The organism is Shewanella sp. M-Br, assembly GCF_036245925.1.
Classification (GTDB): Bacteria; Pseudomonadota; Gammaproteobacteria; order Enterobacterales; family Shewanellaceae; genus Shewanella; species Shewanella oncorhynchi.
The window spans coordinates 48,869-64,164 of sequence record NZ_BJBV01000022.1; the positions used below are offsets into that span (position 1 = coordinate 48,869).

Sequence of the window (15,296 nt, forward strand, 5' to 3'; positions counted from 1 at the left end):
CATAGTTTATGTGCAGCTTTTCCCATCTGCGCCCTCTTTTATTAAACCTGAAGTGCTAATGTTGATGCTTTTAGAATTGTCACTTTGCCCATTTGAACAATAGATAATTGATGTTTCAACTGAGACTAAACCATCGGGTGTAAAATCAATTTTTTTATCGGCGGGCCCTGATAGGGAAATTACATCGTGTGTATTGAAACTATCGATCACTTTCAATACATTCTTGGCACCTCCATTGTCAATATATACACTGAACCCTTTATTCCAGTCTGTGCCGCATGGTGATGCCGCGTATGGGCAGACTGTTACTGTTGCGCCATAGTTGACAGCTTGGTTTCTTGCAAAAGCAAACACATCACTAATTTTTCGTATTTCATTAGCGCTGCGTGTCCCTTCGTATAGCGACGTAAGTGATGGAACCCCTATGGCTAGTAGGATTGCTGCTACGGCAATTGTGACCATCAGTTCGACTAAGGTAAATCCTCTTGAAATAATTAACATGTAGCTATCCTCGTTAAAACTTAGCTAAGTATATGCGAGGAGACTCTAATGGTCAGTATCTATTCTATATTTTCAATATACCCAATAAATTGATTTTCTTGCTTTTATATAATTAAATTTAAATAGGGAGTATATATTTAAATTTAATCGCAATTGATATTCTTTGCGGTAGAAAGGCGAACTCTACCCGCCTGATTAACAACGATTGCACGGGAATTTTTGCTATCAATTGTTCGTGGGCAATACTTGAAAGTACCATTACTTCCAGAAGCTAATCCATCAGGTTGAAATTTTATCGAACTTTTATTGTATGTTAAAAAATCTTTCGAATCGAATTCATCAATGACCCTAATAATTTTATCGTTAGCATCGAAGCTTTCGACTACACCTGTATCAATGAAAATTGTTAATCCCTTTTGCCAATCTTGAGTGCATTTTCCATTTACGAGTGGGCATACTGTGACCCTATACCCATAACTAATAGCTGTATTTCGCGCAAATTGAAGTGTCTGCTGGATAGTTTTAATATTAGTATCAGCTCTTATTTGATCGCTGAGCTCCGTCAAGGAAGGAGCTCCAACTGTTAACAAGATTGTTGAAATCGATATCGTAGTGATAAGTTCTATCAGGCTAAAGCCTTTTTGATGAGTGTTCATAACAAATCCCTGTTATTTTGCGCTTGCATCCCGCAAGCGAGTTAGTTTTGGCTAGAATGTAAGTATAAAATCTGACGCGATAGTCATAGTGTTTTTCTTAGACTTTTATGTGCTAAAAGCGATTTTGTAGAAACTGTGTTTTATGAGTAAAGCACTACATTCACTTCAATATTGACCTAACCCCGTGTAAGCTAGTGTTATTCTGTTTGTTTATGTTATTGCAAGGGATGAGGAATTTTTAATGAAAAAAGTTGAAGCCATTATTAAGCCATTTAAGTTAGATGATGTGCGCGAATCACTTGCAGAAATTGGTATCACTGGGATGACGGTACTGGAGGTTAAGGGCTTTGGTCGTCAGAAAGGGCATACAGAGCTGTATCGTGGTGCTGAATACATGGTGGATTTTCTGCCAAAAGTAAAAATAGAGTTAGTGATCCAAGACGATCTTCTCGACCAAGCAATTGATGTCATTGTTGAAACGGCCCGCACAGGCAAAATTGGTGATGGTAAAATTTTTGTCACTGATGTTGAACGTGTTATCCGTATTCGAACGGGTGAAGAAAACGAAGAAGCGGTATAAACAGCTTACGAACGATTCTAAAGGGCCTAGTGGCCCTTTTTTGTTGCCTAAGCATATGGAAAAACTAAATAGTACTGCTGGGTTTCTGAAATATCTTTAATGGAAAATAGCCTGTTTTACTCAACTAATGTAGTTATCTCTTATCTGTAACATGGTATAACTTAGCCTCGCAAATGGGTTTTATGAGGTTGTCATTTTGGCTACAAAAAGAATAGTGATCGTGGGTGGTGGTGCTGCTGGTTTAGCGCTTGCATCGAAGTTGGGCCGTAAATGGGGCGGTAGTGATGTCGTCGATGTGTGCTTAATTGATAAAAGTCCTATTCATATATGGAAGCCTAAATTACACGAAGTCGCTGTTGGTGTGATAGATCAATCTATTGAAGGTTTACTCTATCGCGATCATGGACTTAAAAACGGTTATCGCTATATTCGTGGTGAGATAGAGCAGTGTGAGCCGGATGCTAAATCGATTCAGTTAGCCGCAGTCTATAATGATGAAGGTGAGTTGCTCCTAGAGCAACGACAAATCAATTACGATTTTTTAGTGCTTGCATTGGGTGGAGTTTCTAATAGTTTCAATACATTAGGTGCTGATGAACATTGTATTTTCTTAGACAGCCTTGAAAATGCCAATTTATTTCATCATAAATTACTCGACGCTTTACTCCAATTAAATGAAACGCAAGAAAGAGTCAGCATTGGTATTGTCGGTGCGGGTGCGACAGGGGTTGAATTGGCAGCAGAGCTTCATCATGTCATTGAATCTGTTAAAGAGTACGGCTATCTGAATATCGCTAAGCATCATCTTGATGTGCATTTGATTGAAGCGTCACCCAAAATCCTTCCTCAATTACCAGAGCGTGTAAGCGCTAGGGCTCAAGCTGTTCTTGATCAGATTGGTATACGTTTACATATCGGTGTTCAAGTTAAAGAAGTGACTCGTGATGGTTTCATTACCCAAGATGGCGATGTGATTAAAGCAGGCTTAAAAGTATGGGCTGCCGGTGTAAAAGGGCCAAAAGCATTTCAGCATTTTGCAAAATTGCCCATTACTCCGCGAAATCAGGTAGAAGTTGATGATTGTATGCGAGTTAAAGGTCATCAAGATATCTACGCCCTTGGCGATTGCGCTCTATTGATCCAAAGTTCTGGCCAGCCTGTTCCACCAAGGGCGCAAGCAGCAGCTCAGATGGCTGATACCTTGTTTGATAATATCGTTAATCGATTACAAGGTAAGCCTGAAAAGGCCTTTATTTATAAAGATTACGGCTCATTAGTTTCTTTAAGCCGCTTCTCTGCGGTAGGCAATTTAATGGGGAACCTACGCTCTGGCACTTTCTTTGTTGAAGGCCATATAGCAAGATTGATGTATATCTCTTTGTATCAGAGGCATTTAGCCAGCCTTTATGGTTGGTTTTCGGCAATTGTGTATCGAGTGGCACAAAAGTTATTGAAGTGGCAGCGTCCGAAGCTCAAATTACATTGATTTCTATGTGATTTAGGAGATAGAAAGAGAGCAAATATGCTCTCTTTTTTTATTGTTTAGGAATTGCCGACGAGTCACGAATGATAGGTTCAGGAGTAAAGGTTCTAGAATATATGGCATCTTGCTCGCGACGTTTTGCTATTAATAATTCAGTAGCAACCTGAGCTATTTCTGCGTTTGGCTGATGTACTGTGGTAAGTTTAGGCCAGGTTTGACGTGAGAATGGGCTATCTTCGAAACCGACAATTGATAAATCAACGGGTATGTCTAAACCCGCTAAACGAGCCGCAAAAAGTGCACCAGCGGCAATTTCATCGTTACAAGCAACAATCGCCGTCGGGCGATTTTTTAGTTTGATGAGCTTGTTAGCACCATCAACACCGGACTCAAATGAGTACTTCCCTTCAATTATGTAGTTTTCATTCAGCTTTAGGTTGTTTATTGTTAATGCCTGTTTAAAACCAAGTAATCGCTCTTTGGTAGATTCATGGTGTAAATCTCCGCTTAAAAAAGCGATATGCTTGTGGCCTAAATCAATCAGATGTTGGGTGATTTGAACTGCACCGAATTTATCGTTGACTAAAATAGTCAACCCATTCTGATCGTTGTCCTTTTCTCCCGCAATAATGCGCACATAGTTAGCATCAATTTCAGTGAGTGCTTTGAGTACTTTAGGATCTTCTGACAAGGGAGGTGTCAGTACTAATCCTGCGAGCCTAGAATATTTGACTAGTGCTGTAAGCTCATCACATATGGTCTCTGATTTGGCATTGCAAGGGTGGATGACAAGTTCATAGCCCTTGTCTTTACAGGCTGACAAGATCCCATTTTGCATATCAATAATATAGTAAGCGTTTGGATTATCGTAAATAAAACCAATAGCATAGGATTTAGTTCCTGCTAGATTTCTTGCCGCTAAATTAGGTTGATAGTTAAGTGCTTTTATCGCCTCGTTTACTTTGTCAACGGTGGCCTGCTTCACTGAAGGTTCGTTATTGGTTACACGGGATACTGTCTTGATAGACACTCCAGCATATTTAGCTACGTCGTTGATAGTGACTTTCATTGATGTAAAAACTCTTTGTCTAAGGTCGCGAGGGGTTAACTGTTCTATGATCTATGAACGTAAATTCTTTACCTGCAATTTACAAGCTTACATTTTTTATCAGTTTTTTCTGACTTATACATCTTATAGTGCGAGCTTTTGATGTGCTTAGCAATCCTGAATTGTTACAAATTGGCGTTAATTTATCATTGTTACAATTATGCTGGGAGTTGTAAATTTACGTCATAATATTAAAGCTCATGTTTTATAATGGTTTTTAATAAGACTACTGATTCAAAATTCTGCTTTATGACATTTTTTTGCTTCCATCGTTATTTTGTTGTGGCAAGGCTGTTAATTATTGTGTAATGTTTGCACTAGACATGACAGCGTTGTCATTCCGCAGGGAATGGTTATGAATACTAAAACGATAATAAAGTTATGGAAGGGAAACGAGATGCGACCATCAACCTTTAAGAAAACCGTACTAGCTACAAATATTGCTATCCTACTTGGCAGTGCTGTATCCATCAGCGCTGTTGCTGCAGACGCCGTGGCAACCACCGCAGCACCTGAAAATATTGAAAAAATTGAAGTTCGCGGTATTCGCGCTTCCCAGCAAGCTAACTTAAATGCTAAACGCTTCTCAGACAGTACTGTGGATGCGATTACTGCTGAAGACATTGGTAAATTTCCGGATAAAAACGTTGCAGAATCTCTGCAACGTATTCCTGGTGTCACGATCCAGCGTCAATTTGGTGAAGGCGCGGGTGTTTCAATTCGTGGTGCGGGTCAAGATCTGACTTTGACAACTCTGAATGGACAAAACGTAGCTTCAACAGGTTGGTTTGTTCTTGAGCCTGCAAAACGTTCATTTAACTATGAATTATTACCATCTGAATTAGTTGGTAACTTAGAAGTCTATAAATCATCTCAAGCGGACTTAGCTGAAGGTGGTGTGGGTGGTACTGTTGTAGTTAATACCCGTAAGCCATTGGATATGGATTCAATGACTTTCTTTGCTTCTGCTGAAGCTCAATATCAAAGCGATTCGGGTGAAACAGATCCACAATTTTCAGGCTTAGGTAGCTGGAAGAATGATGATGAAACTTTTGGTGTATTAGTTTCTGGCGTTATGCAAAATCGTAGCTTGCAGCGTCAAGGCGATGAAGCTTTTTGGGAATGGGGTGCAGGCCCTGTCGCATTTGAACAAGAGCGCGAACGTTCAGCTATTGCTGCAACATTCCAGTATGCCCCGTCTGATTCATTAAACTTTGTGTTTAACGCGATGGACATGCAAATGGCCGCGGACAACACCAACTACGCATTATGGTTTACGCAAGCTGACACTTCATGGTCAGGAGCTCCTGGTTCTGGTGCTTGGGATAATACGGAATGGATAGGTGGCTGCGGTTTATGTGGTGGTGATAAGCCAGATGCATCGCAGTCAGGTTCTCAAGTTGCAGGCCCTGTTAACTTGGCATATTGGCAAGCTCGCCCTCGTGAAGCGACAATGAAGTCTCAAGTTTTCGACTTGAAGATGGAATATAGCGGTGATGGATACCAGTTTACGACTCAAATCGGTGATACAAGTTCTACTGGTGGTACCGATTTTGAAATGGTTGTTGAAGATGGTCTGGGTGGTACAGCATTAAATGGTGCGACTTATGACTTTACCAATGGTCATCAAACTTGGGATTTAAATGGTTTTGATACAGCCACTTATGATCCAGGTTCGCTTGCAATGGGTACTGGCAGTAACTTTAATAAAACACCAAAAACAGATGATGAAACTTATATTCAAGCAGATATTAAGTTTGATGTAGATCTAGGTGTGGTTAATGCCATTAAAACGGGTCTGAAATATGCGAAGCATAATACAACTAGTCGACGTTTTGACTTTGTACAAGCCGATGACTTTAATCCTGTCATATCAACAGCAGGCTTAAATACTGGTACTTTTGCTGTAGGTACGAGTGAATACGATATTATTCGTTTTGATCCAGATGCACTAAAAGATTGGGCTAAATCGAGCATCATCGGTGAGACTGAAGATTTTGGTTCATACCGTGAAATTGATGAAGATAACTATGCTGCTTATGTGATGGCTAACTTTGCATCAGAAGGTGTACGCGGTAACTTTGGTGTGCGTTATGCGGGTACTGAAGCGACCTCAACGTACTATGTTGATGGTAAGAAAGCCGATGCTTCAGCTAATTATGGGGAATGGTTACCAAGCTTAAACGTAGCATTCGACTTAGCACCTGATCTCATATTGCGCGCATCAGCGGCTCGAGTTATGGCTCGTCCACAGTATGATGACATGTATGTTAACCCTAACGTTTTAGGTGCAAATGATGATGTGCCTAATAACCAAAAATGGGTTGTTGGTAATATCGGGTTAAAACCATTTATTGCTAATCAAATAGACTTAGGCATTGAATGGTATTTCAATGAAGAGTCATTACTTTCTGCGGCTTTGTTTATGAAGGATGTTAAAAACTTCGTAACCTTTAGTGAGTACCATGCAGATAGCGCCGATATCCCATTTACTGGCACGTTAAAACCTGATGAAGTTGCTGGTGGTTGGACTGTGCAAGAGAAAGCCAATGGCGAATCGGCGACAATCCAAGGTTTAGAGCTGCAATATCAACAAGACTTTGGGAACGGCTTCGGCTCAATTGTTAACTACACTTATACTGATAGTGAAACTAGCCCAAATACATATACAGATCGCAACCCGTTCTTAAGCGATAGTTCAAAGCACTCATATAACTTAACTGGTTATTTTGAAAACGATTTGTTCCAAGTTCGTTTAGCATATAACTGGCGTAGTGAATATATGATCCGTGAAACTGGTTCATACGGTAATCGTTTACACGATGCATTTGGTAGCTTGGACTTGAGTGCAATTTGGCATGTTACTGATTATATGGATATTAAACTTGATGGTAATAACCTGTTAGAAGAAGGTTCACGTCAGTTTGGTAACAATCAGTTCCAATCTAATCTAAGTGGTTTTACGGATGGCTTCCCTGTATTTGAATACAACATGGCCCGCCGAATTACATTAGGCGCTAGCGTACGATTCTAATCTCGATTTAACTCATGTATAAATGAAAAAGGGAGCTTGCTCCCTTTTTTTATATCTCAATAATATTCAATCAGAAGAAGCCCTCAAGGAGCTCATATGACTAATTCAATCACCCCACTTGACTCAGCAAAACATGCGCACCTGAAAGTGACTCCTACCACTTATGAACATGTTGCTGCGCAACACTTACTACCCATTTCAATTTATGAGTTTGCCTTTGCTGCTGTAGATGCTCCTGTTGTTTTTGTTAAACATAGTGAAACAGGAGAATATCAGTCCGTAATTATGCTTGGATTAAAACCTGGACAGAATTTGAAGCAAAAAGATGGCAAATGGTTAGGGCTGTATATTCCAAATATACTTAAAAACTATCCGTTTGGTTTAATGTTGAGTGCTGAACAGCAGGATAAAGTATGGGTGGGGATACGAGAAGAAAGCGCTCATGTGAGCACTGATAAGGGAAATGCATTGTTTGAAGGAGGAGAGGAAACTGCGTTTTTAAGATTGCGTAAAGACAGTATTATAAAAAACTTCGAACAAGAGCAAATGAGTAAGGCAATTATTGCATTTTTTGCTCAAAAAGAATTATTTTCTCCCCAAAGTCTTACCGTTGACATTAAAGGCGAAAAACGCGGCATAAATGGTATCTATTTCATCGACGAAGCTAAGTTAAATCAACTCAACTCAGATGAGTTCTTAGATATCAAGCAACGGGGCCTTTTAGCGCCGATTTACAGCCATTTGAACTCATTGCATCAAATTAATCGCCTAGCGAAAGAAGAAATCGAATTGAGCGTTTAAGTAATCAGCAGGCATAGATCATGACTTCAAGAAAAGAAATAAAGAGTGTCGTCATTGTTGGTGGCGGAACTGCAGGTTGGATTTCTGCCTGCCATTTAGCTAAAAAGTTGAATGTTAGAACACCTAAAGTACAAGTTATGTTAGTTGAGTCCCCGAATATTCCCACTATCGGTGTTGGTGAAGGGACTGTACCTATGTTACGCGAAACATTAAAGTATTTTGGTATTCAAGAAGATGAGTTTATTCGTTGCTGTGACGTAACATTTAAGCAGAGTGTTAAATTCATTGATTGGAATAAACCCAATTCAGGGGAGTACTATCACCATTTATTTGATTATCCCTACTTTAAAGACGTTACTTCAACTTGGCTTAATAAATCTCTTTCAGATAGAGGCCGCTACGCTGATCTTGTGTCAGTTCAAGGTCATTTGATTGATGCGGGACTTGGACCTAAAGTGATGACACAGCCTCAATATCGAGGTGCTATGCATTACGCGTATCATCTCGATGCTGCAAAGTTTACCAAGATGTTAACCAAATTTGGTGTTGAACAGTTAGGCGTTAAACATCTTCTTGCAGAAGTCATTGATACAAAAATGGACGCTCAGGGACATATCTTAGAGTTACATACTGATAATGCTGGTGTATTGAATGCGGACTTGTATGTTGATTGTACAGGATTTAGTGCTCAACTCATTGGAGATGCATGTAAAGTTCCCTTCGTTGATAAGAGTGACATCTTGTTTGTCGACTCAGCATTAGTTGTGCAGCTTCCTTATGAAGATAAATATACGCCTATCCCTTGTTTCACTAAATCAACAGCACAAGAGGCTGGCTGGATATGGGATATCGGTTTGTCTGAACGTCGTGGTGTTGGTTATGTGTATTCCAGTCAATATTCATCAATAGAGCAAGCTGAGAGTGTATTACGGGAATATCTAGGTAAAGCAGCTGAAGAAATCTCGTTTCGACACATACCGATGAAGGTGGGGTATAGAGAGAAATCGTGGCAAGGTAACTGTGTTGCGATTGGTTTGTCGAGTGGTTTTGTTGAACCTTTAGAAGCGACTGGTCTTCTTATGTTTGATGCGACAGCCAGAATGTTAGCCGAATGTTTTCCTGCTAATACTGACGTTATGCCACTTGTGGCTAATCGTTATAATCAGCGGGTATCGAATGCTTGGAATCGGGTGATTGATTTTATTAAACTTCACTATGTCACAGCCAAACGAATGGATACGCCTTTTTGGGTTGATAATAAAAATGAAATAAGTATTCCAGACTCATTAAAAGAACATTTAGAATTGTGGCGCTATCACATACCGACTGCCTATGACTTTACTTCTACGCTAGAATTTTTCAATTTAGAAAACTATTTATATGTACTCTATGGCTCAGACTTTGAGTCAACATTAAAGATGACATTAAATGATGAAGAGGAACGGCTTTTCTCGGAAATGACCGACAAACTAGACAAGCAGGTTACATTACTCAAATCGCAATTATTACCCCATAGGGAGTTAATTGAACGCATCAAGTTGTATGGCATCCAACTTAATTAATGGTTGAATTAAACGGTAAGTAGAGCAAGATTTTTAATCTTGCTCTTTATGATTTTAAATATTTTTAATTTTCGCTAAGAATTCTTGATGTGATAAAGATTGCTCTTTTGCTCTAAACTGTTGTGTTTTTAAGTTGTCGAGTATTCTTGATATTTCAGTTTTGGGACAAGGTATATGGATTTCAGGAATATGCTGCATACCATAAAGTACGTAGCGATAATTCTCATCTGTAAAAACTGAACTATATCCATTGGCAAGATCGACATACTCACAAACCTTGTCTTTCCATAGTGTCATTTTTTGTTCTAGAGCAGGGATGAATACTGAGCTTTGTGCTGCTTTTTGCCAGAATTCATTATCATCTCTATCAGTTAAACAGTAATGAAGTACGATAAATTGTCTAAGATCGGTATACAATCCGTTCATTGCGATATTATATGACGTCCTTATCGCTTGGGAGGGATTAGATGAAGTTAAATGCGTCGCTAGCAATCTTGCTCCTAAGTTTATAAGATGCAAGCCTGTCGATTCTAAGGGTTCAATAAATCCACCTGCGAGCCCCATTGCAATACAATTTCCAACCCAAAATTCACGTCTACAACCTATCTTCATATCTAAGTGAACAGTTCTTATGATCTCTTGTTCATCGCCAAGATAAGCTTTTAATTCAGCCTCAGCTTGCTCCCTCGTTAGACTATGTCCATCGTAGACATAACCCGTTCCTTGACGATTCGTTAGGTCAATTTCCCAAGCCCAACCATGACTAAGCGCTGTTGCTGTCGTATAGGCTCTTGGTAGCTGGTGAGGCAGATATTCCCGCTGCATTGCAACGGCTTTATTGCAAGGTAATTCGGTTTCGAATGATTGCCAGTTATCATTCTTTAGGCTTTGAATTAAAAGCCCTTTAAAGCCTGTACAGTCTATAAATATGTCACTCTTGAATGAGCCTTGATCAGTTACAACCTCTATGATGTTGCCATCATTAACCAGAACGTCCGTTACATTTGCTTCAACATGATCTACCCCTGCTTGGGTGGCTTTGCGCTTTAAAAAGGCCGCCATGAGCGTCGCGTCTAAGTGGTAACCATAGGGGACAATACCTTGATATTGATTCAAGTATTGTGTTTTAGGACTTAAGTTATTTCTCATTAAACTAAATGAAAGGCTTGTTGCTTCAGCAAAGGAAGTGCTGTTTGATTCATTAATCTGATTATTTAAAATCCAAGCACTTGCATTATCAACTTTTCCAGATGGTTTTTGTTGCTCAAATGGATGGAAATACTCATGAATTTTGCCATCGACTGGTTTCATCCAGTTACGAAATAAGATGCCAGTCTTTAATGTTGCGTTAGTTTCTTTAAGTAGTTCATTTTCATCTAATCCCATAGCTGCAAAGAAGAATCGTAGACTATGAACTGTAGCTTCGCCAACGCCAATAATACCAATTTCTTTACTTTCGATAAGTCTAATATCTATGATATTAGATGAGTGGTTATATAACTTACTCAAGTAGAGAGCCGTCATCCAGCCTGTGCTACCGCCACCGACAATCGTGATACTTTTTAGCGGAGAATTATTCATCTTAATGTTTCCTATTAACTCGCCAACATGACGCTACCCGTCAAAATGATCCAAATGGAGAAAAAGTGTTTTAATACTTTTACTGGGAGAAAGAGCGCTAATTTGCGAGCAAGTAATCCCCCGATAACGGCGCCCGGGCCTGCGAATAACACTAACTCAAAGAGGGCTTGGCTATTTGTTGAAAAGATATGAATAGGGCTTGCCGACCAGACTGTAATCGCAGAAACAACAACGCCAGTGGCGACCGCCATTTTGGCGCATAATCCCCTTATCATGAGATAAATGACGACTAATTCGCCGACACCTACCGATAACCAAGCTGTGATAATACCGCCGAAATAGCCAATGAGAGCGAGCCAAAGAAAATCGACCGGCATTATAGAGTGAGTGATTTGTGTGCTTTTTTTGCTACTGATAATGATGGCGATACCAAGCACTATCGAGAAAATGCTAAAGCTGGTGTGTAGCGAAGAGGGCGAATTGAGTTGTAGTAATTGGCTACTCCAGAAACCTAAGACAGAAAAGAAGGCTGCAAGTAATGATGCTTTTACAAAACCAGACCATGCATCATCTTCTCGATGGTGCTTTTTATAATGCAGTGACCATGAAATTGCGCCTGCTGTCATGCCAAAGCATTGGATCATAAATGAAGTCGAGACACTTTGAGACTCACTAAAGTTGAGGCTCGAAAATACCGGAATAAAGATGACGCCACCGCCAGCTCCCGTCGAGTTTGCAAATATCGCTCCTGTGATGCCTAGAAAAACGAAGCGTCCAAATTCTTGGATAAGATCAAATAGCGAATGAAAATGGTTCGCCCAAAATAACCAAGCTCCACAGAGTAGTAATACCAAACTGAGGTTTAGGTAATACCGATTTAAGCGCGGAGCAGGCTGGGTATTATTGCGCACAAGTGTGTTAATGGGATTCATCAATAACTACCGTGATCTTTGTCATGTTATCGCCATGTTACCAATGAAAGACAACGTTGTCACATAAGCTCGAGTAAATAAATTAAACATTTTAAATCATTGAATAATAATGATTAATCGTGTCTATTCATAAAAAATAACAATAATTGTCAAAAAAATGTAGAAATCCTGTTCTTTCTTGTGTACTTTAATAATGACAGCGCTGTCATCTGCTTGTGTGATACGTTGTTTGTAAGGTCTGCATGAGAGGATGAGGTCTCCTTATCATGTATTTGGCAGGAGTATTGCTGTCGGGCGGCGATACGTTTGTCTTTGATATTTTGATAGTCTCTCCCCAGAAACTAGCGTGGGCTGGGTACTGTAAGCAGTGCCCAGCCATTTTTTTAGGGTGTTTTTACAATATGACTTAAATGCCTACCTCAGCATTTGAACGTTAGCGGCATAGATAAATAAAACTCACTGGTAAAAACCAGATAATAAAAAGAGGCTGCAATTTATGGCGATTCATTTAACGGTTGCGATGCGCGTCATTGCGATGGGTATGACGAGTGTCATTCGTTATGTTTTTACACTAACGACCACATTTATCATCACTAAACGAGCAGCTTGCTGGTCACTGTTTATCATGGCTCTGACGGGGCTTTCAGCCTCATCCTTCGCTGTGTTTGCCGCCGATATTGCCTCAAGTCATTTTGCCGCTAACTCAAACTCAAACTCTAATTCCGGTTCCTCTGACGCCATTAAGTCTGACGTTTCTCACATTCAGGCGCCGATTTCAAAAACAATCGTCACCACCATACAGCAGACTTGGCAGCTAAATTTGCTTAAGGAAGCACTGCGCCGCTCGGATAGCGGCTATCAAGTGCAGCAAATGTCGACTCAAATGAATCAAAAGCGCAAGGTTGAAGAAGCTCTCGCTGGGACAGTCGACGTGTTTTGGAGCATGACCTCAAAAGAATTGGAAGAAACAGTGCTTCCCGTACGCATTCCATTGTTTAAAGGGTTACTCGGTAATCGGCTGCTGATTATCCGTAAATCGGATGAGGCACGATTTGCTAATGTGAAAACCATGGCGGACTTTAGGCAGTTAAAGGCGGGGCAAAATCGTTATTGGCCCGATGCTAAGATTTTAGAAGCCAATGGATTACCCGTCGTCACTAGCTATCAGTACACCAATTTATACTCCATGTTAGAAGGCGGGCGTTTCGATTATCTTGCCCTCGGCGCTCAGGAAATTGGCGAAGAACTCGCAAATCACCCCGATCCCGCACTTAAGGTCGATAGTCATATCCTGCTGCAATATCGCTCGCCAGCTTATTTCTTTGTTTCCCCTAAGCGCCCCGAACTTGCTGCGGCCATTTTAGCCGGGCTTGAAAGTATGGTAAGCGACGGCTCTTTTGATGAGATGTTTAATCGCGAGCTTAAAATTGAGCAACTGTACCGTGAGGCTAAGTTTGAACAACGGGTGATTATCCGTCTTGATACACCTGATTTAAGTCCATTAACACCAATAGAACGCACAGAATTATGGTTAGATCTCTTTAGTATGCAAGGTGCAAAATAATGAAAACATTAGCCTTAAAAGTACAGATTGGATTAGCGGCAGCAATTTTTATGATTGTTAGCGTTCTGTTCGGTGCATCATACTGGTTGGCGAGCGATAAATTGGCTGCCAGTGAAACTGAGTTTGAAGAAAATACCGTCGCCAATTTACAAGTCACTATGGCGCAGCCCATCTTCACCTACGACTATGAGCAGATCCGTGCAGTGCTATCTGTGATGCTTAAATCTGCGCAAATTTATCATATTGTCGTGAGTGACCATCGCGGTAAAGTGTTAGCCGAGAGTCAACAGGCTCAAACAGTGGCCGATGAGTATCTAGTGAAGCGTGAAATTCAATTTGCTGAGCAAGGTAACCCAACGGGCCAATTGGTCATTCAGTTTTCAATCTTGCCTATTCGCGCTCAGTTGTCAGATTTACTCTTAGGTTATTTCTTGCAGGCGTTGTTAATTCTCGGTGGCAGTTTAATTGTTATCTTCATTATTCTTAAACGTTTAGTAATTAATCCACTTGGGAATGTGGTTCGCGCCATGGAAGAAATTGCCAGCGGTGACGGCGATTTATGCCACAGATTACCCGTTGAGAGTCAGGATGAGATTGGCCAGCTCGCTAAGGCATTTAATGGTTTTGTAGAGCAAATTCACGCCACGATTTCCAGAGTGCACGAAACCTCAGGGCAATTACTGGGCGATGCCAAAGCGCTGGGGTCACTGTCGCAAACCAACAATGATCGCGTGCAAACCCAACTAAAAGAAACCGAGGCGGCAGTGACGGCTGTAACTCAGCTAAGTGCCAGTGCTAACGAAGTTGCCATTAATGCCAAGCGCACCGCGGATGCAGCGAGTCAGGCCGATAAAGCGGTCGATGACAGTCAGCGGCAGTTCGATTCTGGATTAGATATTACCCGTAAGTTGGCATCTGAATTAGCCCGCTCGGCACTGTCTATTTCACAGTTACAGCAAGAAACGCAAAAGATTGATGAAGTCGTTGTAGTCATCAACAGTATTGCCGAGCAAACCAACTTACTGGCGCTTAATGCTGCCATTGAAGCGGCAAGGGCGGGTGAACAAGGGCGCGGTTTTGCTGTGGTTGCCGACGAAGTGCGTACGCTGGCGAGCCGAACCCAACAGGCAACTGGTGAGATCCAGAAGATGATCCAGCAGGTCCAGAGCCGAGTGGCCGAAACAGTCACTGTGATGAAAGCGAGCCAAGCCCTCTCAACTCAGGGCGTTAACCGCTCGGAAGAAATTAAGTTAGTACTCACTAAAGTGACTGATTTAGTCTCAAATATCAGTAATATGAACATCGAAGTTTCCCATGCGGCACAGGAGCAAACCTGCGTCACCGAAGCGATTTCTCGCACGTTAAATGATCTTGCCAATGTCTCAGGTTCAGCCTCACTCGATAGCGAGCACTTAGCGCACTCGAGCGAGCGACTGTTTCACCAAGGGGAAAGACTGCGGACGTTAGTAACTTCCTTCAGATTGTAGCCATTTC

At 41.0% G+C, this 15,296-nt stretch carries 12 protein-coding genes; 7 read left to right on the plus strand and 5 right to left on the minus strand.

Translation table 11 applies throughout. From position 1 onward, the window contains the following. Positions 1 to 6: 6 nt before the first annotated feature. Together AAA952_RS17380 and AAA952_RS17385 are read right to left on the minus strand one after the other, a co-directional pair. Entirely contained in the window at positions 7 to 501 is a 495-nt protein-coding gene (locus tag AAA952_RS17380) for a GspH/FimT family pseudopilin (protein ID WP_028760913.1), read from the minus strand. A 143-nt stretch (positions 502 to 644) separates the two neighbouring features. Continuing rightward, complete coding sequence (locus AAA952_RS17385; protein WP_338258696.1) at positions 645 to 1,157, minus strand: GspH/FimT family pseudopilin; 513 nt, start codon at positions 1,155 to 1,157, stop codon at positions 645 to 647. Between the two features lie 241 nt (positions 1,158 to 1,398). On the opposite strand from AAA952_RS17385, the gene glnB reads away from it, so the two are divergent. Beyond that, positions 1,399 to 1,737 carry a nitrogen regulatory protein P-II gene (gene glnB / locus AAA952_RS17390; protein WP_028760911.1) on the plus strand — a complete coding sequence of 113 codons (339 nt, stop codon included), beginning with the start codon at positions 1,399 to 1,401 and terminating at the stop codon, positions 1,735 to 1,737. A gap of 196 nt (positions 1,738 to 1,933) precedes the next feature. Further along, complete coding sequence (locus tag AAA952_RS17395; RefSeq protein WP_105249931.1) at positions 1,934 to 3,223, plus strand: NAD(P)/FAD-dependent oxidoreductase; 1,290 nt, start codon at positions 1,934 to 1,936, stop codon at positions 3,221 to 3,223. A 49-nt stretch (positions 3,224 to 3,272) separates the two neighbouring features. Here AAA952_RS17395 and AAA952_RS17400 read toward each other — a convergent pair whose 3' ends face one another. Further along, a complete protein-coding gene (locus AAA952_RS17400; RefSeq protein WP_131525952.1) occupies positions 3,273 to 4,289 on the minus strand; it encodes a LacI family DNA-binding transcriptional regulator in 1,017 nt (338 codons plus the stop codon). Positions 4,290 to 4,683: 394 nt separating this feature from the next. Between AAA952_RS17400 and AAA952_RS17405 the strand changes: the two genes are divergently transcribed. The 3 genes from AAA952_RS17405 to AAA952_RS17415 all read left to right on the plus strand — a co-directional run bounded on the left by AAA952_RS17405 (position 4,684) and on the right by AAA952_RS17415 (position 9,725). Further along, positions 4,684 to 7,362, plus strand: coding sequence for a TonB-dependent receptor (locus AAA952_RS17405; RefSeq protein WP_131525953.1), 2,679 nt, complete (start codon positions 4,684 to 4,686; stop codon positions 7,360 to 7,362). A 96-nt stretch (positions 7,363 to 7,458) separates the two neighbouring features. Further along, positions 7,459 to 8,163, plus strand: coding sequence for a SapC family protein (locus tag AAA952_RS17410; RefSeq protein WP_338258697.1), 705 nt, complete (start codon positions 7,459 to 7,461; stop codon positions 8,161 to 8,163). A 20-nt stretch (positions 8,164 to 8,183) separates the two neighbouring features. Then, the gene (locus AAA952_RS17415) at positions 8,184 to 9,725 is read left to right on the plus strand and encodes a tryptophan halogenase family protein (protein WP_338258698.1); all 1,542 of its coding nucleotides are present in this window, start codon (positions 8,184 to 8,186) and stop codon (positions 9,723 to 9,725) included. A gap of 54 nt (positions 9,726 to 9,779) precedes the next feature. Here AAA952_RS17415 and AAA952_RS17420 read toward each other — a convergent pair whose 3' ends face one another. Next, positions 9,780 to 11,306 carry a tryptophan halogenase family protein gene (locus AAA952_RS17420; protein ID WP_338258699.1) on the minus strand — a complete coding sequence of 509 codons (1,527 nt, stop codon included), beginning with the start codon at positions 11,304 to 11,306 and terminating at the stop codon, positions 9,780 to 9,782. Positions 11,307 to 11,320: 14 nt separating this feature from the next. Next, positions 11,321 to 12,238, minus strand: a complete 918-nt coding sequence (locus AAA952_RS17425) for a sulfite exporter TauE/SafE family protein (RefSeq protein WP_338258700.1) — start codon at positions 12,236 to 12,238, stop codon at positions 11,321 to 11,323. A 496-nt stretch (positions 12,239 to 12,734) separates the two neighbouring features. Here AAA952_RS17425 and AAA952_RS17430 point away from each other — a divergent pair, with 496 nt between their 5' ends. Beyond that, positions 12,735 to 13,802 carry a substrate-binding periplasmic protein gene (locus tag AAA952_RS17430; protein WP_338258701.1) on the plus strand — a complete coding sequence of 356 codons (1,068 nt, stop codon included), beginning with the start codon at positions 12,735 to 12,737 and terminating at the stop codon, positions 13,800 to 13,802. Next, complete coding sequence (locus AAA952_RS17435) at positions 13,802 to 15,289, plus strand: methyl-accepting chemotaxis protein (RefSeq protein ID WP_338258702.1); 1,488 nt, start codon at positions 13,802 to 13,804, stop codon at positions 15,287 to 15,289. The genes AAA952_RS17430 and AAA952_RS17435 overlap by 1 nt, the downstream gene beginning before the upstream one ends. The last annotated feature ends 7 nt before the right edge of the window (positions 15,290 to 15,296 follow it).